Here is a 25,332-nt window from a genome sequence, read left to right on the forward strand (position 1 = left end):
GCCGTCGTGGCAGGCGGATCTGTGACGTATCGCCCGAGCGGCTTGTGTCCCTTCTGCGAAGGAGCGTGCTGCAGCAGTTGCGGCGGCACCGGCGCCGCCACTTGCCCTTCGTGCGGTGGCCCCGGTTGTCCAGAATGCGAGGGCACCGGCCGTTCGGGAATCGACCTGCTCAACGCGAGCGTCGAGTCGATGCGACAGCTGCGGGGACGTCGGATCGCCATGATCTTCCAGGACGCGTCCAAGGCGCTCAACCCCGTTCTGAGCATCAGAGACCAGGTGGCCGAGGTCTTCCTGCAGCATCGCAGTCACGATCTGTTGGCGGGACTCGACGGGCCCGTCCTGCCACCGGTCCGTCGGGCGATACGGCAAGAGGCGGGATACCTCGAGCGGCAGCTGCTGCTGTTTCCGCCGTTCCGCTCACAATCGCGACGGCTGCGCAAGATGTTGGACGACCTGGTGGCGCAGGCACTGGCGGACGTGCAGATCGCGAATCCCCGCAAGGTGATGGAGAGCCATCCCCATCAGCTGTCGGGCGGCATGAAACAACGAGCGATGATCGCCCAGGCGATGGCGTGCGACCCGGACGTCCTCATCGCCGACGAGCCCACCACTGCCCTCGACACGACAGTTCAGGCGCGCATCCTCGAACTCATCCTCGAGATGCGGCAACGGTCGCGCACGGCGGTGCTGTACATCAGCCACGACCTGTCAGTCGTCAAGATGGTCTGCGACAGAGTAGGGGTCATGTACGCCGGCACGATCGCCGAGATCGGCTCCGCAGAGCGCGTGTTCCGATCGCCCCATCATCCCTACACGCGCGCACTGCTCGGGGCCGTCCCGTCCGCTGGTCAGGAGCGAGGCCACCTGGCCGCCATCAAGGGTCTGGTCCCTGAGTTCAGCTTGGACTCGCCGCTGTGCCGGTTCCACGATCGATGCTCCTACGCGGTGGACGCGTGCAGGTCCTCACGGCCACGAGACGTGCAGGTGGCGCCCGGCCACTCGGTGGCGTGTTTCGGTTACGGCACTGCAGAGGCGCATGGGCTGCCCGCCACGGGAGGCGACGACCTTCCTCACGTACAGATACCGGTTGTCGAGAAGGGCCCGGTGGGAGTATGAGGGCGCGAAGGAACGCGGACTCGGCGGCCCCCGAGCTGGGCGAACCGATTCTGTCCGCGATCGCCTTGAAGAAGCACTACCCGATCAAAGGCGGCGTCCTGCAGAGAGTGGTCGGGCACGTTCGAGCGTTGGACGGCGTGTCATTCGACGTGCTGAAAGGCGAGACGCTCGGCATCGTAGGAGAGAGCGGTTGCGGCAAGACCACACTCGGCCGCTGTCTGACGGCCCTGATGAGTCCGAGCGAAGGCGGCGTGTACTTCGCGCTCCGCCCGCAGGAGAAGGACACGTTGACGACACTGCACGGTCGATCAGCCGGGCAGCTCAGCGCCGAAGAGCGGGCGGAGCTGACGGCTCTGGACAGGGCGCACCGCGTCGACCTGCTGTCGAACGCGGCACAGCGCGAGTTCCGCAAGAACTGCCAGATCGTGTTCCAGGACGCCTTCGCATCCTTGAATCCACGCCATCGGGTGATCGACATCGTGGGGAGGCCGCTCCAGATCCACGGAACGGTGTCCGGCAAGGGCAGGACCAAGCGGGTGATGGAGCTGCTCGATGCGGTCGGGCTGGGGCCCCAGCATCTCAATCGCTACCCTCACGAGTTCTCCGGCGGTCAGCAGCAGCGCATCTCGATCGCACGTGCCCTTGCACTGGATCCACAAGTCATCGTGCTCGACGAGCCGACGAGTGCGCTCGACGTTTCCGTCCAGGCACAGATCCTCAATCTCCTTCACGAACTTCAAGAGGCCTTCAAGCTCACTTACGTCTTCGTGTCGCACGACCTCGGAGTCATCCAGCACGTCAGTGATCGCATCGTGGTGATGTACCTCGGTGAGATCGTCGAACTCGGATCGACAGCAGAGGTGTTCGAGTCGCCACAGCACCCGTATACCCGGGCATTGATCGAGGCGAACCCTGCTTTGGTCGACCAACACACCCGAGCGCTGAGGTCGCTTGTCGGCACGATTCCTGATCCCGCGAGGCCGCCTCAGGGATGCCGGTTCCACTCGCGCTGCCCGGTGGCGACGAGCCGCTGCGGATGGGCGCTCCAGGACGCGGCCGAGTGGCTGTCGAGGCATCCAGCCGTGGGCTCGGGCGTCAAGGGTGTGAAGGCCAAGACGGCGTTCGAGGGTGACATCCTGCTCGCGGGCGAGGAGCTGGCATCGCAGTCGGAGCAGCTCCTGCAAGAGAACGCACCTGCAGCCTTGCGCGAAGCACTCGAACTCGCGAGCGTCGACGGTGCACATCTGAAGGTGCGCTTTCGAGGACGGGATCGGGTGCACCTCGTCGAGATCAAGCCAGCGCACAGCACCAGTTGCCTCCTCGCCGCTGAACAGCCGCCGTCGACCAGCCTGTCCCGGCAAGACCTGCACTGAACCGGAGGAGCGGTCAATGGGGACGGGCTTCGTCGCGCCGCGTGACGCGGCGAAGCCCGTGGCAGGCAAGGAGAGGCGATGTCTGGCCCCGCACCGGGCCGCCGACGACTGAACTGACGTCTCGTCGTCATGATCGTCATCGAACTGAACATGACGTAGGTTCTCCGGTCATGGACGGTTTGCTGCGACTTCCCCACCGGAGCGGCCGCTAGCGCGCCGCACTCGTCGCGTCGACACCCTCCCGTTGACCGTGACCGTCTCCATCGTCAGGCGGACGGCAACCGTGGCCGCCGAGCAAGATGCTGCAGCCCGCTGGGCAGCGGAGATCGCGGCAGCGCGCGAGCGGGCGAACGATGCCGCCGCGGCGGCCCAGCAAGGAGAGCTCCAGCTCGAAGACCTCGAGGGGAAGCCGACGCCGTTCGGCCGCGCGGCGCGTCTCACCGGGCCAGGTGGCGAGCACTTCAGTCGAGTCCTGCCTTTGCCAGAGCCGACTCGAGATAAATGCTCGAACGCTCGAGGTGTTCGAGCAGCGCCCTCGGCGCAGCGTTGACGTCGCCGGAAACGATCAACTCCACCAACTCGTCGTGTTCGCCGCGCCTCGGCGCCTCTTTCGCGAAGGTGAATCTGATGTACCGCATCGTCTGATCCATGAGCACACCCACGAGGCGCAGCAGCCAGAGAACCGTGCAGCGCGACATCGTCGCGTCATGGAACGTCCGGTGGGCGAGATAGATGTCAGAGGCGCTCGCTGGGTTGGAACGCGGTCGCCGGCCGAGCGCCATGAACGAGCGGTGGGCATCGATGACGTCCGCGTTGTAGGACTCGTCGGCGTTCAACATCGACAACCGCAAGGCCTGTGGCTCGAGTTGCATGCGGAGCTCATATAGTTCGTGAGCCTCGCGAAGCGAGACGGGGGCGACTCGAGCCCCGCGTTGCGGTGACATTTCGAGGACCCCGCGGGCGGCTAATCGCTGCACCGCTTCGCGCAGCGGTGCCGGACTTAGCGTCCAGTCGCGAGCAAGATCGTTCACCTTGACTCGCGACCCGGCAGGGAGGTTGCCGAGCACGATCTCGGCCTGCAGGCGGGCGTCCACCCAGTCGTAGCGGGTTATCGGCCCGGGTCGGGCGTTCGTCATGTTGCTCCTGCAATCAGTTCGTCGAGATCCGTTGGTGCCCGGAAGGTCGGTGGCTCTTCGGGGCCCTATGCGAGAAGATCATGTCGGACGTTGCGCGTGTTGAATCACCTCGCCGTTCAGCTCACATCGCAATTCCGGGTCATCTGGATTGTCGACCTCGTCGACGGTGACCAGCTCCGGCCCGATCGGTCCGAATTCTGGAAAGGACCTTCCGAGGCTCATCCGTGGAACTGGGGGCTGCAGGTGCACGACGCGATTGGACAGGACTTGGCCTACGGTGACGCCAGCGACGTGCCCCTAAGCATCCTCGGCGGGAACACCGCCCGCCGGTGTCGCCAATGACCACCACCAGCTCCACTTCCCAATCGACGGTGTGCGGTGGAACTACGATGTCGCCGCGGGGCCTGGTCAGGGACGCGACAGGGACTTCGTGACGGCTCGGCGGAACAGCGGGCGCCCGTGGTGCCCGGCCTCCGCCGCGTGCGAAGCGTAGTTGAGGCCGATCGCAAAGACTTGCCGAGGCCGATGCGACGGCGGCCCGGAGCAGATCTGGATCGATGGGCGGTCCGGTCCATCCACCCCGGCGTCGATCCAGGCGCGGAATGCCGCCCAATCGTCGTTTAGGTCGGTCATCGTCTGCCACCTCGCCTCCGACGCAACAACGAGATCGATGCCGCCGCCGTCGGTGACGAGAAGCGGGGGTGTTGTCGTGGTTCGCTACTCGCATCGCCGGGCGCCGATCACGCCCAGGCCAAGACGGTGCTCGCCCAGTGCGTCAGACCGTCGAGATCCTCGGGTTTGTGGACATGACGGGGCGGGGTCTCGAAACTCGCGTACGGACGGATGCGAAGTACCACACGGTCCTCGTCGATTGCCGACTGGCGCACCTGTGCCCGGCGTTCCTCGGGAGTCGGCTCGCCCGCCATCAGGCCGAGGATGCGCATGTTGAGATCGGTGACGGCATCGAGGTCACGTTCGACCTTGGCATCGCCGTAAACGAGCAGGTACGTCGGAGGCCACTTCTCGTCGAGGATCATCAGCGAGACCTTCGGGTTGCGGTGCACCGCCTTCGCTTTGCCCCGCGCTGACATCGTCGACACCAGTACGTCTTCACCATCCATGACGTAGTAGACGATCGACATCGCTGGCCCGTCCGCCTTCCGGCCGAAGCCGAACACCGCAGTGCGATGCGATACGAGAAACTCTCGTCGTTCTGCCTGGTCCATGCACTGCCTCTCCTGTTGCTGGTTGATCGTTGCTCGTCAAGCGGTCCGGGTTCCCGCATCGGACACCGAAAGGCTGATCGTCAGGCAGCCTGACGTGATCGCCCAGCGATGGATGGTCTGTTGCCGTCGACCAGCGAGCGCCAACGGCTCGTCCGTCATGATCCGGATCGCGTCGTCCAGAGACTCCGCCCGAATCGCCGTCACCCCATTGCCGTCCCATGCGTCGTCCTTACCGAGCAACGGTCCCGACAAGAACGTCGTACGACTGGAGTTGAGCTGCTGGATGAACTCGATGTGAGCGGCCAGCTCGTCATCCGACGGCGGCCACAGGTCGGTAGGCGTCGAGTGAACGACGAACACTGCGTGATCTACTGCCCCCTCCGGCACGATGTTAGAATCTATACATTCTTGATTGCGCGTGCAATCCCTCTACCCAGAGAGAGGGATGGCCGATCAACCACGTCACTTCGGTGTCTCAGGCGTGGATGGCGCCGGCGACGTTCTCGACTCGCTCCACGACGCCGAGCCCGAGCGACGCAACGAGCCAGTGCCCTCTGCTGCAGTCGTCGAATCGCTGTCGATGAGGAATGCGTCGACGAAGGTGCTCGGCTCGTGGGCGAGCCGTGTGTTGGTGCCGATCACGACCGTCCAGAAGTCGAGTCAGCGTCGTGCTCGGGTGGTGGTCTCTACACCGTCGGTATGAGCGGACTCCATCGTGTCGTTCAGCCCGACGAAGAACTCTCTCGCGAAGTCACCGCTGACCGTCGTTGCCGAGCTCGCGTCTACTGCAAGTGCAGTAGACGCGATCGCCCGCGCAGAGACGACGACATGCGCCGGCGAGATGCGGATGATGAGGTGTGCAATACCCACTCGACGCAGGAGTACACACAGCATGAACCCGATCGAACAAGGCCCAGCGCAACCGCTGATGGGACGCCGCAGTTTCGTCAGTCGCGCAGCTGCGCTCGGCGCCGGCGTAGGATTATCCGCGACGTCACTCGCCTCGAGCGCGGACGCCAACAAGGCTTCAGACAGGTCGCCTGAGACGCCGACCGACTCGATTGGTGATGACGAAATCTCGCTTCGTGACCAAGATCTGAAGTTCATCGGTGTCGAAGAAACGTTCACCACTCCCGAGCTGTTGGAGCTGAACTCCATCAACCAGGACCACATCGATTTCCTCGAGGAGATTGGCCTTTCAGATCTCGGTGAGCGCCGCATCGGCGACATGGACGAGGGAGGGCTCAACGTTCAGATCCTCTCCGCCCACACCCCGTCTGTACAGCTCGTCCCGGGGCAGGAGGGCATCGACTTTGCCTACCGTCTCAACCGGCTGCTCGTCGAAGGTCCAATCGCCAACCACCCTGGCCGCTTCGAGGCCTTCGCAACTCTGCCATTGCAGAGCCCGGAGGCTGCGGCGGACGAACTGGAACGATCGGTTCGAGACGATGGCTTCCTCGGCGCACTGACCAACGGACACATCGGGGGGAGGTACCTCGATCACCCCGACTTCGACCCCGTGCTGGCGCGTGCCGAGGCTCTCGATGTGCCAATCTACCTGCATCCCGGCTATCCGGCTGACGAGATCTACCAGATCTACTACGCCACGACACGGACGGAATACACGAAAGAGTACCAGGACTACATCTTCAGCGGGTCTGGTCTCGGCTGGCACCAGGAGGTGCTGATCCAGGCTGTCCGGATGATTGCGTACGGAGTGTTTGACCGATTCCCCAAGCTGCAGGTCATCATGGGTCACATGGGCGAAGGGCTTCCATTCTATTACGAGCGGATCATCAACGACATGGGCGAGCCGACTGAGAACTCACTCGAGAAGCCCTTCGAGCGGTACTTCCAGGACAACTTCTGGTTCACCACCAGTGCGTTCTTCCAGGACAACCTCCTCGACCAACTGCTGAAGTACATCAATGTGGACCGGGTGATGTTCGCAACCGACTACCCATTCATCGACAGTGTTAAGCAGGGCACCGATTGGTTCCGAGCAGTCGATCTTCCGCGTGAAGACAAGGAGAAGATCGCTTTCCGCAATGCCGAGCAGCTATTCGGTATCGAGGTCTAACGCATGGGACTGTCAGATCCCCGGTGTAACTGGTCTGGCCTGACACGCTGAGCGGCTGCTCGGCGGGAAGGACAGACAACGATGATGCATGATGATGTGGCGGTGGAGACACCGTCGGAGGAGACCGTGGCGGCGCGGCCGGATCGGTCGCTGGCGGAGCGGCTGGTCGACCAAGCGAAGGCCGATGGGCGCAGTCTCGTCGGGCCGGGCGGCTTGCTGGCCGATCTCACCAAGCAGGTCCTCGAGACCGGGCTGGAGGTCGAGATGGATGAGCATCTCGGCTATCAGAAGCACGCTGTCGAGGGCCGCAACGGTGGCAACTCTCGGAACGGCACTCGCCCGAAGACGGTGATCACCGAGATCGGCCCGATCCGGCTGGACGTGCCGCGGGACCGTGATAGCACGTTCGCGCCTGAGACGGTGCGTAAGGGTCAGCGGCGGCTCGATGGGGTCGACTCGATGGTCATCTCGCTCACCGCGAAAGGGTTGACGACCGGTGAGGTCGAAGCCCATCTCGCTGAGGTGTACTCGACGACGATCTCGCGTGAGACGATTTCGAAGATCACCGACCGGGTGCTGGGCGAGCTCGCCGAGTGGCAGAACCGACCGCTCGAGCGGGTGTATCCGGTGGTGTTCATCGACGCGATCGTGGTGAAGATCCGCGACGGCCAAGTCGCCAACCGCCCGTGTATGCGGCGATCGGGGTCACCGTCGACGGCAAACGCGACATCCTCGGGCTCTGGGTCGGCACCGGCGGCGAGGGCGCCAAGTACTGGTTGCAGGTGCTCACCGAGATCAAGAACCGTGGCGTCGATGACGTGTGCATCGTCGTGTGCGACGGGTTGAAAGGCCTGCCCGAAGCGATCGAGGCGACGTGGCCGCTGGCGCTGGTTCAGACGTGTGTGCTGCACCTGATCCGTAACACGTTCCGGCTCGCCTCGCGTGCGGACTGGGACAAGATGGCCCGCGACCTGCGGCCCGTGTACACGGCGGTCAACGAGGCCGACGCCGCTCGGTGTCTCGACGAGTTCCACACGATCTGGGGGAACCGCTACCCGGCCATCAAGACGCTCTGGACGAATGCGTGGGCCGAGTTCATACCGTTCTTGGACTACAGCCCAGAGATCCGCAGGGTGATCTACTCGACAAACGCCATCGAGTCGCTGAACGCCAGGTTCCGAAGGGCGACCCGAGCGCGGGGTCACTTCCCGGACGAGCAGGCCGCACTCAAGTGCCTCTACCTTGTGGTGCGGTCGCTCGACCCGAAAGGCACCGGTCAGGAACGCTGGATGAACCGCTGGAAGCCAGCCCTCAACGCCTTCGCGATCACCTTCGAGGGCCGCCTCTTCTAGAGAGCCCTACGATCCCAACAACCAACACCAGCCAGACCAGTTACACCAAGTTCCTGACAGACCCGATCGCAGAACGCGACTTTCGTTGATCGCCAACATGACCCGCGGTGTACTGCGATCGCAGTGCGCGAGCGCCTGCGCCGGGGGGGGCTGACTCACCCGCATCGCGCTTGGCGACGCCTGGATCGCCCACCCGTCATCCGTCGGGGTTATCTACCCGACGGATGAGAGGTCAAGCGTGTGGCTCGAGGTTGCGGCGGGGACCCGTCGTGCGTGTCCATTGCGTGAACAGGGGTTCCGGCGCTTGCATTCATGTATACATGGATGCTTGTATAGGCACGCATGGGGATGGCAGACTCCACGTGCACCCGGACGGTCCTCCGTACCAGCGGTGTGCATTCGGTACCAACTCGCGACTTCAGGAGGTCGGATGAGCGAACAGCGCGACGTCGTGGCGTTGCAGCGTCCGGCCACGATGACGGACGCCCTCGTCGACGACCTGCGGGCGGCCATCCTGACCGGGGAGTTCGCGCCGGGGGAGCACCTGCACCAGGCCCAGCTCGCTCAGCGGTACGGCGTCAGCCGAATCCCGCTGCGCGACGCACTGATTCGACTGGCTGGCGACGGTTTGGTGGAGATCGACCAGCGTCGCAACGCCCGCGTGACGAAGCTCAACGTCGACGACGTCCGCGAGATCTACGACGTGCGCATGGCCCTCGAGCCGATGGCCGCCAAGCGGGCGGTCGAGCGGATCGACGACGGACAGGCGCTGCATCTCGCCCAACTCGGCGAGACGATGGACCACTTCGCCGACGACCCGGTGGTGGGCCAGCGCAGCCGTCGAGCGTTCTACGACGAGCTGTACCGGCTGAGCGGCTCACCGCGCATCCACGGCGTCATCATGCGCATGCGCGACGAGGTGACCCGCTACCACCTCAACACGCACCGTCACGCCGAGGGTGCTCACCTCGCGTTGCGGCGCGCGATCGTCGATCGGGCGGCCGACGCGGCGGCCAGGATCGTCGCCGAACACCTCGAGGTGTCCCGCGACGACCTCATCGCGTGGCTCGAACGGCACACGTGACGTAGCGCCGGACTCCCGGCACCAGTTCACCCAACCCGGCTCCGACCGAGCCCGGCGGAATCCAGGGCCAGGCGGCCCGACCACCACGCCGAGTGACCGCCGCTTCATCGCGCGCGCCCCCGAAAGGACACATCACACCGATCATGAGACAAGCATCAGTCGACTTCTACAGCGAGGGCGTTCGCCTGCGCGGCATCCTGAGATCCCCCGACGAGATGTCGGGCTCGGCGCCGGCCATCGTGCAGGGTCCGGGGTGGCTCGGCCTCAAGGACGCCAAGCTCTACCTGCCCTACCACGAGGCGTTGACCGCGGCCGGGTTCCACGTCCTCATCTTCGACTACCGCGGCTTCGGGGACAGCGACGGTGACCGCGGGATCTTGCTGCCCCAGATGCAGCTTGAGGACCTGCAGAATGCCGTCACCTACCTCACCACCCGCGACAACGTCGACGCCGACAACCTCGGAGTGTTCGGGTCGGGCGGCACCGGTGGCGGTAACGCCGTCCTGCTCGCAGCCGCCGACCGCCGCGTTCGCGTCGCTGTCTCCCAGGTCCCCGTCGCCGACGGGGAGGACTGGCTGCACCGCATGCGTCGCGAGTACGAGTGGCAGGAATTCCTCGCACGCCTCGACGCCGACCGCAAGCAACGGGTGCTGAGCGGCACCGGCGAACTGGTCCATCCCCGTGAGGAGATCATGGTGGCGACCCCCGAGCGCAAGGCGATCAACGTCAAAGGCGACGTCGACTCGCGGATCCCGACCTCGGTCCCGCTGCGTTGCGCCGAGGCGATCATGCGCTACCGGCCGATCGATGTGGTTGGCCTCGTCGCCCCGACGCCGCTGCTGATCATCGGTGTCGCCGACGACGCCGTGACGCCGACCGATCACGCCGTTGCACTGTACGAGCAGGCCGGTGCTCCGAAGCGGTTGATCATGCAACGCCACACCACCCACTACGCGGCCTACCAGCAGTACGGCGCCGAGGTGATCCCCGAGATCGTCGGCTGGTATCGCGCCGGCTTCGACGGCGGGGCCATCGACATGCGCACCCAGATCCGAGACACCGACACATACGAGACCCTGAACCTGAAGGCGACGTCCTCATGAACGGCGACACGACCGAACCCACCACGTCCACGACCCCCACCACCGCGAGCCACCGGATCACGCTCCCGCAGCCGCGAATCGATCGCGTCATCGCCGGCGGCACCGTCGTCACGGGCGCCGGGGTGCAGCCGGCTGACGTGCTGATCGCCGGCGAGCGCATCGTCGCCGTCGCGTCGCCGGGAGCCGTACCGCTCCACGAGGACGTCGAACGCGTCGACGCCTCCGGCCAGTACGTGCTGCCGGGGATGATCGACGTCCACGTCCATCTCCGCGAGCCCGGATACGTACACAAGGAGGACATCTCGACGTGCACCACGGCCGCCGCCGCCGGCGGTGTCACGACGGTCTTCGGGATGCCCAACCTCAATCCCGTCACCAAGACGCGCGAGATCCTCGACGACCTGTTCGAGCTGTACGACTCGAAGAGCCTCGTCGACTGGAACCACAATCCCGTGCCGTCGCAGCTCGACGAGGTGAAGGCGATGGCCGAGGCCGGCGTTGCCGCCTTCAAGATTTACATGGTCGTCGACACCGGGCGTGATTACCCGCACCCCAGCGGAAGCGGCATCCACGACCACGGGCATCTGCTCCGCATGTTCGAGGCGATCAAGCCCACCGGGCTTCCGTTCATGGTGCACCCCCACGACCAGGCGATCATGGATGTCACCGAGCAGTCGTACTGGGCAAAGGGTGACCGCAGCCCGCAGGCCTACGCCCAGACGCTGGCCACCCACAACGGCCTCATCTGGGACACCGCGATCGCCGTGCTGTTGCAGATGGCCGAGGCCACCGGCACCAAGCTCCATATCGTCCACATGCAGACCGCCGGCTCGATCGAGCTCGTCCGCCGGGCGCGCGAACGCGGCGTGCAGGTGAGCTGCGAGGTGAACCACTGGGCGCTCTTCCTGTCGACGTGGCGCGACGTCAACGAGCTCGGTCCCTACGCCCTGTCGTACTGGGTCCCCGACCACCACCGCGAAGCGGTGTGGGAGGCGCTCAACGACGGCACGATCGACATGCTCGCGTCGGACCACGCGCCCCACACCCGGGCGGAGAAGGAAGTTGGGTGGGAGGACTGCTGGGCGTGCCACACCGGAACGCCGGGGATCCAGGATCAGTACGCCCTCCTGCTCGACTCGGCCGCTGACGGCAAGATCTCGCTGCCGCGCGTCGCGGAGGTCGTGGCCGAAGAGCCGGCCACCGAGTTCAAGGTCGCCGACAAGGGGTTCATCCGTCCCGGCTACCACGCCGATCTGGTGCTGTTCGATCCGCGCCGGACGACGACCTACTCCAACGACGCCGTGCTGTCGCGAAGCGGTTGGACGCCCTACGACGGCCGGACCAGCCAGGGCGCGATCACGCGGACCATGGTTCGCGGGACCGACGTGTTCGCGGACGGCGCCGTCGTCGGCAAGCCGGGCTGGGGCCGTCTCGCCCGCCCCGCCCTTTGATCATCCGCCACGAAGGAACATGACATGACTGACACCACCACCACCAGCCCGGTCGCCCCGACCGGCGCAGCCAGCATCAAGTACGGCCTGTTGCTGCCGCACTTCGGAGAGCACGCTGATCGCAGCAAGCTGCTCGACGGAGCCGTCCTCGCCGAGAGCTACGGGTTCGACTCGCTGTGGGTCCGCGACCATCTCGTCTTCGAACCGCACGGTGAGATGGAGACGCCCGACCCGACGTTCTACGAAGCACTCACGACGCTGACCGCCGTCGGGGCCGTCACCGAGCGGATCCAGCTCGGGACGGGGTCGTTGATCCCGTTCCGCCACCCCGTCCACACCGCCTTGACGCTCGGGACGATCGACAAGCTCATCGGTGAGGACCGGCTCGTCATCGGCTTCGGCGCAGGCACGTTCGACCACGAATTCGACGTCGTCGGCATGGGCGACGCGAACCGCGTCGACCTCGTGCGGTCGAACGCCGAGATCCTCCGCCTGTTGGCCACCCAGGACGACGTCACCTACAAGGACGAGTACTACAACTTCACCAACGTCACCGTCGCGCCGAAGCCGGCGTCGCCCATTCCGTTCTGGTACTGCGGCGCGACCCCCAAGTCCGCCCGCCTCGCCGCGGAGTACGCCGACGGCTGGATGCCGGGTCGCACAACCCTGCGGACGATCGAGCAGCGCGCCGCCACGATGCGCCAGATCACCGACGAGAACGGGCGGCCGATGCCGACCATCGGCGTCATCCCGCCGACATCGATCGCTCCGATGCATGACGCGGCATTCGAGGGACTGAACATCGACGGGCTCATCGCCTGGGCCAACAAGCGTGGCAAGTGGTGGGCCAAGCCGGAGTCCGGCGAGTTCAAGACCGCGGCCGACATCGAGGGATCGCTCATCGCCGGCACACCCGACGAGGTCGTGCAGCAGGTCCACCGGTTCGCCGAGGTCGGTGTTCGGCATCTCGTCTTCGACTTCCGGCTGACGTACGAGCGCTGGTTCGCGTCGATGGAACTGCTCGGCCGCGAAGTGCTGCCGGCCCTCCGGAGCGCGTAGCGATGGCCCGCGAGACGCTGAGCCAGGACCTGATCGTGGCGGCGCCGACGGAAGCGATCTGGCCGCGACTCATCGACGTCACCACGGTGGCGTCGTGGCTCCCGATCCTCCACCACGTGACCGAACGGGCGCCGCTCAGTCACTACGACGCCGTGCTGCAGGACAAGGTCGGCCCCTTTTCGCTCAAGGCCGATCTCGCGATCGACGTGGTCGACGTGGTCGAAGGACGGCGCATCGCGGTCAGGGCGACCGGCGAGGACCGGCAGGTACGGTCCCGCATCGTCATCGACGCCGCCGTCGATCTCGTGCCCGTCGACGACTCCTCGACACAAGTGACGGCGAGCGGCACATACGAGATCACCGGCAAGGTGGCGACGCTCGGTGCCGGCACCATCCGGACGAAGGCGCGCAAACTTGTCGACGAGTTCTGCTCGGCGGCAAGCGTGGGGCTCGTCGCGTGAGCGTGCTGCCCGAGCTCGAGCTGGTTCGTCCGACGTCGATCGACGAGGCATTGGCCGTGATCGACGAGAACCACGCTCCGTACGCGGGAGCGACGGAGCTCGTCCCGGCGCTCAGGCTGGGCGTGCGGTTCCCCATCGCGATCGTCGATCTCAAGCGCATCGATGACCTCGGGGGGATCACGGCAGAGGCCGACCAGCTGCGTCTCGGAGCGGTCACCACGCACCGGGAGTTGGCGAGCAGCGACATTGTCCGGGACAAGGCTCCGACGCTGGCGGCCGCGGCCGGTCGGGTCGGCAACGCCAGAGTGCGCAGCACCGGCACGATCGGCGGCAACCTCTGCTTCGCCGAGCCCCGGTCGGACCTCGCGACGCTGCTCGTTGCGCTCGGCGCGACCGTGGACATCGCCGGTCCGTCGGGTTCCCTGACGATGTCGGTGGACGACTTCATCGTCGGGGCGTTCGAGACGAGACTCGGCCCGGACGAGCTGCTCGTCGGCATCCGGGTGCCCTTCGAGCCCGCCGGGACCACGTACTGGAAGCTGCAGAGCTACGAACGGCCGACGATCGGCGTCGCCGTCGTGCCCGTGGGCGACCGCCGTCGCGTCGTCGTCGGCGCCGCAACCGAGCGCCCAGTCGCCGGCGAGTTCGGTCCGGGCGACGCCGAAGCGGTCGAGTCGTTCACCGAGAGACTCGGCCTGTCCGACGACCTCGCTGGGAGTGCCGAGTACAAGCGTGCAGTGCTGCGTGGCTACCTCGCCGAGCGATTGGACCACGTGCCGTGAGCACCTCGACCGACGTCACGTGCGTGGTGAACGGCCGCCTCGTCGAGCGGCGCGTGCCGATCCGCGTCACCACGGCCGAGTTCCTGCGCGACGACCTCCGTCTGACCGGCACCAAGGTGAGTTGCGAGCTCCAGGTGTGCGGGGCATGCACGGTGCTCGTCGACGGTCAGCCCGCCAGCTCGTGCTCGCTCCTGGCCTGCGATCTCGACGGCCGGGCGGTCACGACGATCGAGGGACTGGCCGACGGAACCAGGCTGCATCCGGTGCAGCAGGCCTTCTGCGACCAGAACGCCTTCCAGTGCGGCTTCTGCACACCCGGGTACGTGCTGATGGCCGTAGCCCTGCTCAACGAGCAGCCCGACGTCGACGACGACACCATCCGCGAGTGGCTCGACGGGAACCTTTGCCGGTGCACCGGGTACGCGCCGATCGAGGCGGCGGTCAGGCAGGCGCGAGCTGCGTCGGGCGGAGCCCGTGGCTGATCAGCGTTCGGTCCCACGGCGGGACGCCTTCGCCAAGGTCACGGGCCGGGCGGCCTACAGCATCGACGCCACGATGCCGTTCCAGGCCCACGGAGCCGTGGTCCGCTCCGAGCGCGCCCACGCCCGCATCCAGGAGATCGATGCCGGCGATGCCCTGGCCGCCCCCGGCGTCATCGCCGTCGTGACCGCCGCCGACCTCGTCGGGATCCGGTCGCGATTCGGCCACATCATCCCCGACCACCCGATCCTCGCCGGCGACCGGGTCCGCTACTTCGGCGAGCCGGTCGCGCTCGTCGTGGCCGAGTCGCTCCACGATGCCAGCGATGCGGCATCGCTCGTACGCGTCGAGTACGACGAGCTCCCGGAGTCGATGGACCCGGCCGCCGCCCTCGCTACCGGGGCGACCCCGATCCACACCGGTTCGTACCTCGACCCCGGCGCGGGGTTCCTCGAGGTCGAACCGGCCGAGCAGACCGACAACGTGGCCCACCAGGTCCAGATCGGTTGGGGAGATGTCGACGCCGCGATGGCCGGTGCCGCCACGCTGGTGGCCAACACCGTCCGGTTCCCGATGGTCTACGCCTATGCGATGGAGACGTACAACGCCGTCGCCGAATACCAGCCCGGGCGCCTCCATGTCGTCTCGACGGCTCAGCACCCGTTGATGGTGCGCAAGGAGCTGGCGGCGATCTTCGGCTTGCCGCTCTCGGCGGTGCGGGTCGAGGTGCCGTATGTCGGCGGTGGCTACGGCTCGAAGTCGTACACCAAACTCGAACCGCTCGCCGCAGTGGGATCGTGGGTGACCGGTCGGCCGGTCAAGGTGACCACCGACGTCGAGGCTGCCATCAACACCACCCGCGCCGACGGCGCGGTCGTGACGATGCGCACCGGTTTCGATGCCGAGGGGCGGATCGTCGCCCGGGACGCCGAGATCGAGCTCGACACCGGCGCCTACGCGGACAACAGTCCGCTGGTCCTCACCAAGTGTGCGCACCGATGCTTCGGGCCGTACCGCGTCCCGGCGCTGCGCGTCGTCGGCCGGGCCGTCTACACGAACACCACGCCGGCGTCTTCGTACCGTGGATTCGGAGCCCCGCAGGGTGCCCTCGCCGGCGAGCTCAACCTCGAGTACGCCGCCGAGTGCCTCGGTATGGACCCCGTCGAGCTCCGTCGCATCAACCTCGCGCCCCGCGGCACGGAGCTGATGCCGGGCAAACGGCCGATCGACGCGGACCTCCTCGCCGACATGGACGACGTCCGGGCTGCGCTCGACGAACACGCCATGCCCCCGACCCCCGGCGTGAGGCGCGGGCGAGCACTCGCCCTGTCGGCGTCCGACGCAGGAGCGTCGCCGATCTCGACTGCGCACGTGCGAATGCACGCCGACGGCTCGGCCACGCTGCTCACCAGCTCGACCGAGCTCGGGCAAGGGAGCCGAACCGCACTCGCCCAGATGGTTGCCGATCGCCTGGGCATCGATGTGTCCCGGGTGGCGGTCGGCCAGTCCGACACGCTCTTCACCCCGTACGAGTGGACCACCGGGGCGAGCCGCACCACCACGCTCGTCGGTCTGGCGATCTCGGCGGCGTGCGACGACATCTGGTCGAAGCTGCGGTCGATGCATGCCGAGTCGATGGGGATCGACGCGACCGATGTCGTGGAGCGCGACGGCCAGCTCGTGGTCGTCGGCACGGACGAGTCGTCTTCGGCGCCCGGCGCCGTCGACCCTGCGGACGTGATCCGCACGTGGTTCGGCGCCGACGCCGGCGAGGTGACCGGCGTCGGCGTCATCAGGCGCAGCGGGGCCACGGCCCAGTTGCCGCCGTTCTGGGAAGTCGGCATCGTCGGCGTCGAGGTCGCCGTCGCCGAGCGCACGGGGGAAGTCACCGTCGAGCACCTCGTGATGGTCGGTGACGTGGGCTTCGCGGTGAACCCTGCGCTCGTCAAGGGCCAGGACCTCGGAGCGGCGACGCAAGGCCTCGGCTGTGCGCTGTGGGAGGAACTGGTCTACGACGGCCAACAGCTGGCCAATCCCAACCTGATCGAGTACCGCGTCCCGCGCATGCGTGACGTGCCTCGCCGTATCACGTCGCTCGTCGCCGAGCGCGCCGACGGTGTCGGGCCGTCGGGCGTCAAGGGGAGTGGCGAGGGCGCGATGAACCCGATCCCGGCCGCCGTGGTGGCGGCGGTCGCCAAGGCGATCGGCGTCTGGCCCGACACGCTTCCACTCACGCCGACTCGCGTCTGGTCGCTCCTGCAGCGGACTCGCGACGACGAGGCGATCCACCTGCCACCGACCGCGTCGAGGAGTGCCTCTCATGCCTGACCTGTCCGTGCCTCTCGCCGAGCGCCCGACCGCGCTCGACACCAGCGGCTCCTTCGTCTCGATCGACCATGTGTCGAAGACCTACGCCGTCCGCCGGGGTCGGCAGACCGTCTCGACCAACGCGCTCGAGGACATCAACTTCGGGCTCGAGCGTGGCCAGTTCTGCGCCATCATCGGGCCGAGCGGCTGCGGCAAGTCGACGCTGTTGCGGATCGTCGACGGACTGATCCCCGCCACACGGGGCACGGTCACCGTGCACGGCGCCGTCGTCGACGGCCCCGGGGCCAACCGCGGCATGGTGTTCCAGCACGCCAACCTCCTGCCGTGGCGCACGGTCGAGAAGAACGTCGCGTTCGGGATGGAGTGCCTCGGCGTGCCCAAGTCCGAGATCAAGGCCCGCGTCGCCCGCTACCTCGAACTGGTGGGCCTGCAGGGGTTCGAGCGGCACTTCCCCGCTCAGCTGTCCGGTGGCATGCAACAGCGGGTCGGATTGGCCAGGGCGTTCGCCACCGAACCCGAGCTCGTGCTGCTCGACGAGCCGTTCGGCGCGCTCGACGCGCAGACCCGCACGTTCCTCCAGGAGGAGTTCGCCCGCCTGCTCGCACTCGACAACCGCACGACGATCCTGGTCACCCACGACATGGACGAAGCGGTCTTCCTCGCCGACGTCGTCGTGGTCATGTCCGCTCGGCCCGGGCGCGTGGTCGACATCGTGCCCGTCGACCTCCCGCGTCCCCGCGACCAGGAGATCCGCAGCTCCGCTGAGTTCGCGCACCTTCGCGGCGTGCTGTGGGACCGTCTTCGCGACGCGATGAACCACGGAGCGGGCTGATGGCCGTCGGCGCCGTGTCCCAGGCCGTCACGGCCGCCCCCCACACCGACGCGTCGAGCGCCACAGTGATCGAGCACACCGATCGGCGCCCCCGACTCTGGGACCGCCGATGGTTCCAACGGCTCGTGGTGTGGGGCGGACTCGTCGTGATCTACGAGATCGCCGCGATCCAGGTCGGAGACTTCTTCCTGCCCCGCCTGAGCGATGTCGTCGCCGGCTACGGCCAAGTGCTGTCGGACGGTGGGCTCGGGTCGTTGATCGGCAGCTACCGCCAGATGCTCGCCGGGTTCGGCCTGGCGGTGGTGATCGGCGTCCCGCTTGGCCTGGCGATCGGCGTGTCGTCCATCGCCAGGGCGATGCTCGGCTGGATCGTCGACGCCCTCTTCGTCACCTCGATGGTCGCCCTCTTGCCGTTCATCATCATGCTCGCCGGCACGAACTTCTCGTTCCGGGTGACCGTGGTCTTCCTGTTCGCCAGCTTCTACCTGATCATGAATCCCGCCGCTGGCGTGCGCAGCGTCGACCCCGAGCTTCGCGAGATGGCCCGGTCGTTCGACGCATCGCGCTGGCGCATCGTCCGCTCGATCGTCACCCCGAGCGTGCTCCCGTTCATCCTCGCCGGCATGCGCCTGGGCATGGGCCAGGCGATCCAGGGGATGATCGTGGCCGAACTGTGGATCACCGTCGACACCGGTCGCCGCTTGCAGTCGCTCGGCCTCGCCCGCAAGCTCGGCGAGTTCTTCGCCCTCGCGTCGATGGTGGTGATCGTCGGCGTGGTCCTCACCCAGCTGCTGCTGTACACGCAGCGTCGCTTCACCCCGTGGGCGAACCCGGCGGACGTGGCCCGATGAAGGTCCTGGCGCTCCGGGCGGTCACCGTGCTGTCGGTCGCCGCCGTCCTGCTCCTGTGGCAGTGGTACGGCTCGAAGCCCGACGTCTTCGCCGTCGCCCCCTTCACCGACGTCGCACGCGATCTGTGGGAGGCGATCAGCGAGGACGGCGTGCTCAACGCCCTCGGGCTGACGCTGCTCGGAGCCGGCGTCGGCTACGTCATCGCCGCCGTCCTCGGCGTCGCCATCGGGTTCGTCATCGCCGTCACCTCGTGGGGCCGCAACACGCTCGAGCCGCTCGTCGACGCGGCGTACGCCACGCCGATGTCGTTGCTGATCCCGATCATCGGCATCTACACCGGGCTGGGATTTCGCGGGCGGGTCTTCTTCATCGTCTTCTGGTGCATCTTCGAGATCATCATGAACACGATCGAGGGCGTGCGCGGCGTGCCCGACAGCCGCTACGAGCTGGCTCGATCGTTCTGCGCCAACCGGCGCACCCTGTACGGCCGGGTCGTGCTCCCGAGCGCCATGCCGCTCATCGTGTCGGGGCTCCGGCTCGGTGTCGGACGTGCCCTGCGCGGAGCGGTCACGGCCGAACTCCTGCTCGCTGCCGCCAACATCGGACGTCTCACGCTGTACGCCAGCTCGACGTTCGACGTTCCCCGGCTGCTCGCACTCATCTTGCTCGTCATGCTGGTCGGCCTCGTGCTGATGAAGCTCGCCGCCCTCGTCGAGCGCCGGATTCTCCGTTACCAACACCAGCGATGAGTGCCCGGAACGGACCCCGTTCGGAGCGGTGACCCACGCCGCGACCGAGACACCAGCAACAAAGGAGCATGCTCATGATCCATCCCTCACTCCCGAGTGGCCGCCGGCGACTCATGATCGCAACGGCGGCAGTCTCGGTGACCGTCGGCGCGGCAGCGCCGGCGGCCGCCGCCACCACGCCGGCCACGGAAGCGCCCGAACCGCTCGAGGTCCCGACCATCGCGTGGACGTCGCCGACCCAGCCGACCTTCGTCGAACGCGACTACGGCCTGCTCGAGGTCGGACCCAGCTTCGGGCTCGACTTCACGCCCGACGACCTGCTCGTCTTCGAGTCGCACGCGGTCGCCACGCAGACCGTGCTGTCGGGGGGAGCCGACATCGTCGGCGGCTCGTTCGTGTCGACGATGCTCGTCAATCAGCAGGGCCAGGACTTCAAGGCATTCTGTCCGTTCATCAAGAACGACGACTTCGTGCTCGTCACGACGCCCGGAATCGACACCATCGCCGACTTGTTCGAGGGCGACGCGACGGTCGCCGTCGACAGCCCCGGCGGTGCCGGCGACGTCATCGTCAACGCCATGATCCAGGCGTCCGGCGACGATCGCTCCACGACCGACCTGCCCAACGTGCAGATCATCGAGTCGTCCGGTCTGCGAACGAGCGCCTTCGTCGGCGGCGAGGTGAACGCCACCATGGTGCACCTCACGCAATACAACGAGGAGATCCTGCCCAACATCCCCGACGCCCAGATCATCTCGTCGCTCTGGGAGGACGTGCCGGTGTTCATGAAGGAGGCGCTGGCCGCGCCGGCCGAGTGGCTCGACGAGAACCTCGACGTCGCCGCAGCGGTGTGTGCCTCGATCATCTCGGGTGCACGCACGCTCGCCGCCGATCCGGCCGTGTACGTCGCGGCGGTCAACGACCACGTCGACGAGCCGCCGTCCGAGGCGGAGCTCACCGAGCTGTTCGAACTCATCGCGACCGACGACTTCTGGCCGCTCGAGACAGGTGTCACCGCCGAGCACGTGACCGTGATGGGTGATGCCGCCGTGGCGTCGGGAGCCCTCGAGGAAGTGCCGGCGTTCGAGGACGTCGTCGACCCCCGCCCGTTCGAGATGGCGCTGGAGCTGGTCGGCGAAGGCTGAGGGTCTGCACCCCTCGGTTCCTACCGACCAGCTCCTCCCACGGTCCTCTCGCCGCGCCAGCGTTGTCGCGGCGGGAGGGCCGAGCGCACCTCGACGCTATCGACACCCAAGGACGCCCCCGTGACACCATCCCCCTGTATCTCCGCGCCCACCGACTGGGAGGGCTCCGATCTCGCCGCAGCCGCCCTCGCCCGGCTCGGCTGCCGCTACCTGGCCATCAATCCTGGAGCATCGCTCCGCGGCCTTCACGACACGCTCGTGAACCCCATCGGACCAGCGCCGGAGATGATTCTGACGCTCCACGAAGAGGTCGCCGTGGACATCGCCCACGGGTTCGCCAAGGCGAGCGGCGAGCCGATGGCGGTCGCCCTCCACGACACCGTGGGGCTGTTGCACGCCTCGATGGCACTCTTCAACGCTTGGGTCGACCGAACGCCTCTCGTCGGTCTTGTCGGAACCGGCCCGCTCGACTCGGCGCAGCGCCGAGCCTGGATCGACTGGATCCACACCGTCAACGACCAGACGAGCGCCGTACGGGACTGGTGTGTGTGGACCGATCAGCCGACGTCGCCGGCTGCCCTCGCGTCGAGCCTGGCAAGCGGGTGGCGGGCGGCCCGGTCGTGGCCGGGCGGTCCGGCGGTGCTGGGACTCGACGTCCATCTGCAGGAGGCACCCGTCGCCGACGCCGACGCGCTCCTCGACGGAGTTGTTGCGCAACGCGCCACCCGACCCGGCCCCGACCCCACCGCGGTCGACGAGATCGCCGAGATGCTGACGGCGGCCGCGCGGCCGTTGCTCGTCGCCGACCGTCCGCTCGATGCCTCCACCGCCGCTGCGTTGGTGACGCTCGCCGAACGGGTCGGCGCAGGGCTCGCCGACATGGGCGGCGGCAACGTCCCGGTGGGCCATCCGCACGATGTGAGCGACGCCCTCGCCGAGGCGTGGGATGCCGCAGATCTGATCGTGACCGTCGAGGCCCGCGATCCGGCCTGGCGGGGTCCTGGGATCTCGCCGGGCGGGGCCGCCGACCGCCCGGTCGTCGCGGTTGGACTCGCCGCGGCGATGGCCCGTGGCTGGATGCGCATCGAATCGCTCGATGCGCGCCGTCGGGAGCTGGTGGCCGATCCCGGACTGGCGCTCGACGCCCTGGTGGAATCGGTCGACCTCAAGGCTCGGCCGCTGCCCGCATGCTTCGATACCCTCTCAGGAGTCCGTGAGCTGCCGGACGGCGCCTCGACGATGGCGCCGTTCCACCCCGGCGTGGTCGCGCGCACGCTGGCCGACGCGCTCGGTTCGCGGCCACGCACGGTCGCCAACGGCTGGCTCAGCGGCTGGGCCCGCCGATCGTTGCGGTACCGGCCCGGTGAGTTTCTCGGTCGCTCCGGAGGCGAAGGTCTCGGCTACGGGCCGGGGGCGTCGATCGGTGCCGCCTTGGCTCATCGCGACAGCGGGCACGTGGTGATCGATCTGCAAGGCGACGGCGACCTGATGTACACGCCCGAAGCGCTGTGGACCGCGGCCCACCACGGTCTCGCCCTGCTCGTGATCGTCGAGGAGAACGGCAGCTACTACCGCGACGTCGTGCACCAGCACGCCGTCGCCGCGCGGCGAGGCCGGGAGGCACGACGTGTGGGGCCGGGCCTGGAATTCACCGGGCCGAAGATCGACTACGCCGGCCTCGCCCGGTCGATGGGTTGGGAGGCCCATCGCGCCGACGGGGACGAGCAGGAGCTGGCGGTCACGCTCACCGCGGCGGTCGACGCGGTCGCGTCCGGCACCCCCGTCCTGGTCAGCGTGCCGATCGTGGGGGCGCGATGAGTGGTGGCCTCGACCTCCGATTCGGTGAGGTGCGAATCGACCGGCAGGCGGTCGTTCCGCTCTGGATCGACGGTTCGCCCCGCCTCGCGTCGTCGAGCCGACCGTCGCACGAGCCGGCGACCGGGCGGCTCCTCGCGGAACGATCGTTCGCGAAGCCGGACGATGTCGCCGATGCCGTCGCCGCGGCCGCCGGCGCAGCACCGGCTTGGCGAGCGCTCGGCATGGTCGAGCGCGGTGAACGGATCCAGGAGCTCGCCCGGCGCATCGCCGCGCGGATCGACGACCTGGCCCTGATCGACGCCCTCGACACGGGGAGCCCGCTCGGGGCGATGCGCGCGAGCGGCGCCAAGGGTGCACAGCAGCTCGGCCTCAACGGAGCCGTCGGGATCGAGCTGCACGGCTCGACGATCCCGGCGACGGCGACGGGGTGGCACCTGACCAAGCACGAGCCGTTCGGCGTGGTCGGGGCGATCGCGGCCTACAACCACCCGACGCTGTTCACGTGTCAGAAGATCGGCGCCGCCCTGGTCGCAGGCAACACGGTGGTGCTCAAACCTTCCGAGCAGGCCTCGATCTCCGCCGTGGCGATCGCCGCCCTCAGCGCCGATCTGCTTCCACCCGGCGTCCTCAACGTCGTGCCCGGGGGGCGCGACGCCGGCGAGGCCCTCGTCGCTCACCCCGCGGTGGAGCGGATCGCCTTCACCGGGAGCGTCCCGTCGGGCCTCGCCGTGCAACGTACCGCGATGGCGAGCGGCCGGATCAAGCACGTCACGCTCGAGCTCGGCGGCAAGAACCCCATGCTCGTCCTCGCCGACGTGGACACCGACGTCGCGGCGGCCGCCGTCGTGAAGGGCATGAACTTCACACGGGTCCAGGGCCAGAGCTGCGGATCGACATCTCGGGTGCTCCTCCACGAGTCGATCGCCGACCACGTGGTCGAGCGCGTCGTACGGACGGTCGAAGCGCTCCGCCTCGGTCTTCCCGATGACCCGAGCACGCAGATGGGGTCACTGGTATCGCGGGAGCACCAGCAGCGGGTGCTGGGGATGATCGACCGGGCCGTCGCCGACGGGGCCACGGTGGTCAGCGGTGGTGGCCAACCCGATCGGTCGCTCGGACTCGACGACGGAGCTTTCGTCGCTCCGACGGTGCTCACCGATGTGAGGTCCGACTCCCACATCGCTCAGACCGAGGTGTTCGGTCCCGTGCTGTCCGTGCTCCGCTGGACCGACCTCGACGAGGCCATCGCCGTCGCCAACTCTGTCGAGTACGGGCTGACAGCGAGCGTCTGGACAAGCGACATCGACGCCGCACTGAGCACCGCCGACCGTCTCGATGCCGGCTACGTCTGGATCAACGACGTCGAGACCCGTTTCAGCGGCGTGCCATTCGGCGGCTGGAAACAGTCGGGCATCGGTACCGAACAGGCGCTGTTGCACGAGATCGAGTCGTACACGAGGGTCAAGAGCATCAATATCGCCGTCGGCGCGCTTTCCCGGTGACGCAAGCCCGACTGGTGCTCGTGCTGTCATGTCTCGGCGGCATCGCGGCAACCTCCGGGGTTCAGGGGCTGGCATCGGCGATGCCGGCGCTACAGGAACAGTTCGCCTTGTCGGACTCCGCCGTTGGATGGATCACCACGGTGTATCTCGTGCCGGGAGTGGTCCTGGCCCTGCCGCTCGGCGTGTTGGGGGATCTCGTGGGCCGTCGGGTGGTATGGCTGTTCGGCGGCATCACCTTCGGCGTTGCCGGTGCGTTGTGTGCACTTGCGCCGAACGTTCCAACGCTGCTCGCGCTACGCGCCGTGCAGGGCCTCGGTTTCGCAGCGGTACTGCCCCTGTCCATCACCATTCTCGGTGACGCATTCTCCGGAGCGCGGCTCCTGCGAGCTCAGGGTCGCCGTGCCGTCGCCATGGTGGCCGGTGACTTCGCCCTGCCGGTCGCTGGAGCCCTCCTCGTGGGCCTGGCGTGGCAGGCGCCGCTGCTGGCCCAACTCGTGATGGTCCCCGTCGCCCTCGCAGGATTCGTCATCCTCCCGACCGACGCGCCCCCGCGACGAATCGATCGGAACTACCGGTCGACGCTTGCCGGGGCGATGCGCCTGCGCGGCATGGTGTTCGTTCTGTGCGTGGGTGTCGTCCGGTTCGTGTTCAAGTTCACAACGCTGACGTACCTGCCACTCCTGCTCGTCCGTGAGCACGGGGCGTCGGCTCGACAAGCAGGCCTTGTCCTCAGCATCTCGGCACTCGCAGCAGCGGCGATCGCCACGCGAATGCCGGCCCTGGTGAGGCGGGTCTCACTCGGCGCCCTGGCGATGGCAGCACTGAGCTGTTCGGGAACCGCTTTGGTACTGTTTGCCGTTGTGCCGCAGTGGTGGGCGGCGATCGTCATCGGGACCCTCTTTGGAATCGGCGACGGTGTCGTGTCGGTGATCCAGGATTCTTTCGTCGTGCAGTCGGTCGATCCTTCCGTGCGCGCGGGGGCAGTCGCGCTGAGTGGCAGCGTGAAAAACGCCGGAAAGCTGGCCGCTCCGCTACTCATGACCGGTCTCGTGGCCGTAATGAGCATCGGCACTGCGTTCGTGCTGATTGCCTCTCTGGCCGCGGTTGTCGTGATTGTCGCCGCCGCGCAGCGGGACCTACGACTGCCTGACGTTTGACACTCAGTCCGCTGTGGTCGTCCAGCGTTGTTCAGGACGCGGGGTCGGTACGCACTACACGCGACGTGTGACGGCGAGGCGCGGGGGAGGAGATGTATACCGATCGTATGAATACGAGGCGTTCCAAGCCATTTCGACGGATGACAGCGCCTGCCACTCGGCTGAAGAATTGCCTGGTAGATTGACGCGCGTAGGCATCGGTTGATACAGATCAGACGCACCGGTCTCTGACTACGGACAGGGTGGT

The 25,332-nt window shown here is 67.3% G+C and carries 21 protein-coding genes and 2 pseudogenes; 19 read left to right on the plus strand and 4 right to left on the minus strand.

From position 1 onward, the window contains the following. Positions 1–189 precede the first annotated feature (189 nt). Together DN771_RS30620 and DN771_RS30625 are read left to right on the plus strand one after the other, a co-directional pair. A complete protein-coding gene (locus DN771_RS30620; RefSeq protein ID WP_338032634.1) occupies positions 190–1,116 on the plus strand; it encodes an ABC transporter ATP-binding protein in 927 nt (308 codons plus the stop codon). Between the two features lie 137 nt (positions 1,117–1,253). Then, the gene (locus DN771_RS30625; RefSeq protein WP_162941405.1) at positions 1,254–2,489 is read left to right on the plus strand and encodes an oligopeptide/dipeptide ABC transporter ATP-binding protein; all 1,236 of its coding nucleotides are present in this window, start codon (positions 1,254–1,256) and stop codon (positions 2,487–2,489) included. A 461-nt stretch (positions 2,490–2,950) separates the two neighbouring features. On the opposite strand, the gene DN771_RS01180 is transcribed toward DN771_RS30625, so the two are convergent. From DN771_RS01180 to DN771_RS01200, 4 genes and pseudogenes are all read right to left on the minus strand, one after another. Then, the gene (locus DN771_RS01180) at positions 2,951–3,583 is read right to left on the minus strand and encodes a GntR family transcriptional regulator (protein ID WP_162941406.1); all 633 of its coding nucleotides are present in this window, start codon (positions 3,581–3,583) and stop codon (positions 2,951–2,953) included. A 120-nt stretch (positions 3,584–3,703) separates the two neighbouring features. Further along, positions 3,704–3,907: pseudogene (locus DN771_RS30790) on the minus strand (fumarylacetoacetate hydrolase family protein); the annotation flags it as partial. 458 nt (positions 3,908–4,365) lie between these two features. Further along, positions 4,366–4,851 (minus strand): pyridoxamine 5'-phosphate oxidase family protein, encoded by a 486-nt coding sequence (locus tag DN771_RS01195; protein WP_116995491.1) that lies wholly within the window; start codon positions 4,849–4,851, stop codon positions 4,366–4,368. Between the two features lie 36 nt (positions 4,852–4,887). Next, positions 4,888–5,238: a YciI family protein gene (locus DN771_RS01200; protein WP_162941407.1), complete on the minus strand. Its 351-nt coding sequence runs from the start codon at positions 5,236–5,238 to the stop codon at positions 4,888–4,890. A gap of 505 nt (positions 5,239–5,743) precedes the next feature. Between DN771_RS01200 and DN771_RS01210 the strand changes: the two genes are divergently transcribed. The 17 genes and pseudogenes from DN771_RS01210 to DN771_RS01285 all read left to right on the plus strand — a co-directional run bounded on the left by DN771_RS01210 (position 5,744) and on the right by DN771_RS01285 (position 25,085). Then, entirely contained in the window at positions 5,744–6,931 is a 1,188-nt protein-coding gene (locus DN771_RS01210; protein ID WP_205528356.1) for an amidohydrolase family protein, read from the plus strand. A gap of 84 nt (positions 6,932–7,015) precedes the next feature. Then, positions 7,016–8,283 (plus strand): annotated as a pseudogene (locus tag DN771_RS01215) (IS256 family transposase). Positions 8,284–8,713: 430 nt separating this feature from the next. Beyond that, positions 8,714–9,367 (plus strand): GntR family transcriptional regulator, encoded by a 654-nt coding sequence (locus tag DN771_RS01220; protein ID WP_116995495.1) that lies wholly within the window; start codon positions 8,714–8,716, stop codon positions 9,365–9,367. A 143-nt stretch (positions 9,368–9,510) separates the two neighbouring features. Next, positions 9,511–10,470: an alpha/beta hydrolase gene (locus DN771_RS01225; protein ID WP_116995496.1), complete on the plus strand. Its 960-nt coding sequence runs from the start codon at positions 9,511–9,513 to the stop codon at positions 10,468–10,470. After that, positions 10,467–11,921, plus strand: a complete 1,455-nt coding sequence (locus tag DN771_RS01230) for a dihydroorotase (RefSeq protein WP_116995497.1) — start codon at positions 10,467–10,469, stop codon at positions 11,919–11,921. The genes DN771_RS01225 and DN771_RS01230 overlap by 4 nt, the downstream gene beginning before the upstream one ends. Before the next feature lie 24 nt (positions 11,922–11,945). After that, positions 11,946–12,980 carry an LLM class flavin-dependent oxidoreductase gene (locus DN771_RS01235; protein WP_205528357.1) on the plus strand — a complete coding sequence of 345 codons (1,035 nt, stop codon included), beginning with the start codon at positions 11,946–11,948 and terminating at the stop codon, positions 12,978–12,980. Positions 12,981–12,982: 2 nt separating this feature from the next. After that, positions 12,983–13,441, plus strand: a complete 459-nt coding sequence (locus DN771_RS29105) for an SRPBCC family protein (protein WP_162941408.1) — start codon at positions 12,983–12,985, stop codon at positions 13,439–13,441. Further along, positions 13,438–14,223 carry an FAD binding domain-containing protein gene (locus DN771_RS01240; RefSeq protein ID WP_162941409.1) on the plus strand — a complete coding sequence of 262 codons (786 nt, stop codon included), beginning with the start codon at positions 13,438–13,440 and terminating at the stop codon, positions 14,221–14,223. Before DN771_RS29105 ends, DN771_RS01240 begins: the two co-directional genes overlap by 4 nt. Next, the gene (locus tag DN771_RS01245; RefSeq protein ID WP_116995499.1) at positions 14,220–14,705 is read left to right on the plus strand and encodes a (2Fe-2S)-binding protein; all 486 of its coding nucleotides are present in this window, start codon (positions 14,220–14,222) and stop codon (positions 14,703–14,705) included. Before DN771_RS01240 ends, DN771_RS01245 begins: the two co-directional genes overlap by 4 nt. Next, positions 14,698–17,031: a xanthine dehydrogenase family protein molybdopterin-binding subunit gene (locus tag DN771_RS01250; RefSeq protein ID WP_116995500.1), complete on the plus strand. Its 2,334-nt coding sequence runs from the start codon at positions 14,698–14,700 to the stop codon at positions 17,029–17,031. Before DN771_RS01245 ends, DN771_RS01250 begins: the two co-directional genes overlap by 8 nt. Next, positions 17,024–17,863: an ABC transporter ATP-binding protein gene (locus DN771_RS01255; RefSeq protein ID WP_116995501.1), complete on the plus strand. Its 840-nt coding sequence runs from the start codon at positions 17,024–17,026 to the stop codon at positions 17,861–17,863. The genes DN771_RS01250 and DN771_RS01255 overlap by 8 nt, the downstream gene beginning before the upstream one ends. Next, entirely contained in the window at positions 17,863–18,714 is an 852-nt protein-coding gene (locus DN771_RS01260; protein WP_116995502.1) for an ABC transporter permease, read from the plus strand. The genes DN771_RS01255 and DN771_RS01260 overlap by 1 nt, the downstream gene beginning before the upstream one ends. Then, positions 18,711–19,463 (plus strand): ABC transporter permease, encoded by a 753-nt coding sequence (locus tag DN771_RS01265; RefSeq protein ID WP_162941410.1) that lies wholly within the window; start codon positions 18,711–18,713, stop codon positions 19,461–19,463. The genes DN771_RS01260 and DN771_RS01265 overlap by 4 nt, the downstream gene beginning before the upstream one ends. Positions 19,464–19,537: 74 nt before the next feature. After that, positions 19,538–20,608, plus strand: a complete 1,071-nt coding sequence (locus DN771_RS01270; protein ID WP_162941411.1) for an ABC transporter substrate-binding protein — start codon at positions 19,538–19,540, stop codon at positions 20,606–20,608. A gap of 120 nt (positions 20,609–20,728) precedes the next feature. Then, on the plus strand, positions 20,729–22,426 hold the full coding sequence (locus DN771_RS01275; RefSeq protein ID WP_116995505.1) for a thiamine pyrophosphate-binding protein: 1,698 nt from the start codon (positions 20,729–20,731) through the stop codon (positions 22,424–22,426). Continuing rightward, positions 22,423–23,928, plus strand: a complete 1,506-nt coding sequence (locus DN771_RS01280) for an aldehyde dehydrogenase family protein (protein ID WP_116995506.1) — start codon at positions 22,423–22,425, stop codon at positions 23,926–23,928. The genes DN771_RS01275 and DN771_RS01280 overlap by 4 nt, the downstream gene beginning before the upstream one ends. Continuing rightward, positions 23,925–25,085: an MFS transporter gene (locus DN771_RS01285; RefSeq protein ID WP_162941412.1), complete on the plus strand. Its 1,161-nt coding sequence runs from the start codon at positions 23,925–23,927 to the stop codon at positions 25,083–25,085. Before DN771_RS01280 ends, DN771_RS01285 begins: the two co-directional genes overlap by 4 nt. The last annotated feature ends 247 nt before the right edge of the window (positions 25,086–25,332 follow it).

The sequence above is a fragment of the Desertimonas flava genome, from assembly GCF_003426815.1.
GTDB lineage: Bacteria > Actinomycetota > Acidimicrobiia > Acidimicrobiales > Ilumatobacteraceae > Desertimonas > Desertimonas flava.

What these genes read in the sequence shown, in the direction of transcription:
- DN771_RS30620 (WP_338032634.1), top strand. Translation starts at nt 190, where the DNA reads ATGCGACAGCTGCGGGGACGTCGGATCGCCATGATCTTCCAGGACGCG.
- DN771_RS01195 (WP_116995491.1), bottom strand. Translation starts at nt 4,851, where the DNA reads ATGGACCAGGCAGAACGACGAGAGTTTCTCGTATCGCATCGCACTGCG.
- DN771_RS01210 (WP_205528356.1), top strand. Translation starts at nt 5,744, where the DNA reads ATGAACCCGATCGAACAAGGCCCAGCGCAACCGCTGATGGGACGCCGC.
- DN771_RS01220 (WP_116995495.1), top strand. Translation starts at nt 8,714, where the DNA reads ATGAGCGAACAGCGCGACGTCGTGGCGTTGCAGCGTCCGGCCACGATG.
- DN771_RS01225 (WP_116995496.1), top strand. Translation starts at nt 9,511, where the DNA reads ATGAGACAAGCATCAGTCGACTTCTACAGCGAGGGCGTTCGCCTGCGC.
- DN771_RS01230 (WP_116995497.1), top strand. Translation starts at nt 10,467, where the DNA reads ATGAACGGCGACACGACCGAACCCACCACGTCCACGACCCCCACCACC.
- DN771_RS01235 (WP_205528357.1), top strand. Translation starts at nt 11,946, where the DNA reads ATGACTGACACCACCACCACCAGCCCGGTCGCCCCGACCGGCGCAGCC.
- DN771_RS29105 (WP_162941408.1), top strand. Translation starts at nt 12,983, where the DNA reads ATGGCCCGCGAGACGCTGAGCCAGGACCTGATCGTGGCGGCGCCGACG.
- DN771_RS01255 (WP_116995501.1), top strand. Translation starts at nt 17,024, where the DNA reads ATGCCTGACCTGTCCGTGCCTCTCGCCGAGCGCCCGACCGCGCTCGAC.
- DN771_RS01260 (WP_116995502.1), top strand. Translation starts at nt 17,863, where the DNA reads ATGGCCGTCGGCGCCGTGTCCCAGGCCGTCACGGCCGCCCCCCACACC.
- DN771_RS01265 (WP_162941410.1), top strand. Translation starts at nt 18,711, where the DNA reads ATGAAGGTCCTGGCGCTCCGGGCGGTCACCGTGCTGTCGGTCGCCGCC.
- DN771_RS01270 (WP_162941411.1), top strand. Translation starts at nt 19,538, where the DNA reads ATGATCCATCCCTCACTCCCGAGTGGCCGCCGGCGACTCATGATCGCA.
- DN771_RS01280 (WP_116995506.1), top strand. Translation starts at nt 22,423, where the DNA reads ATGAGTGGTGGCCTCGACCTCCGATTCGGTGAGGTGCGAATCGACCGG.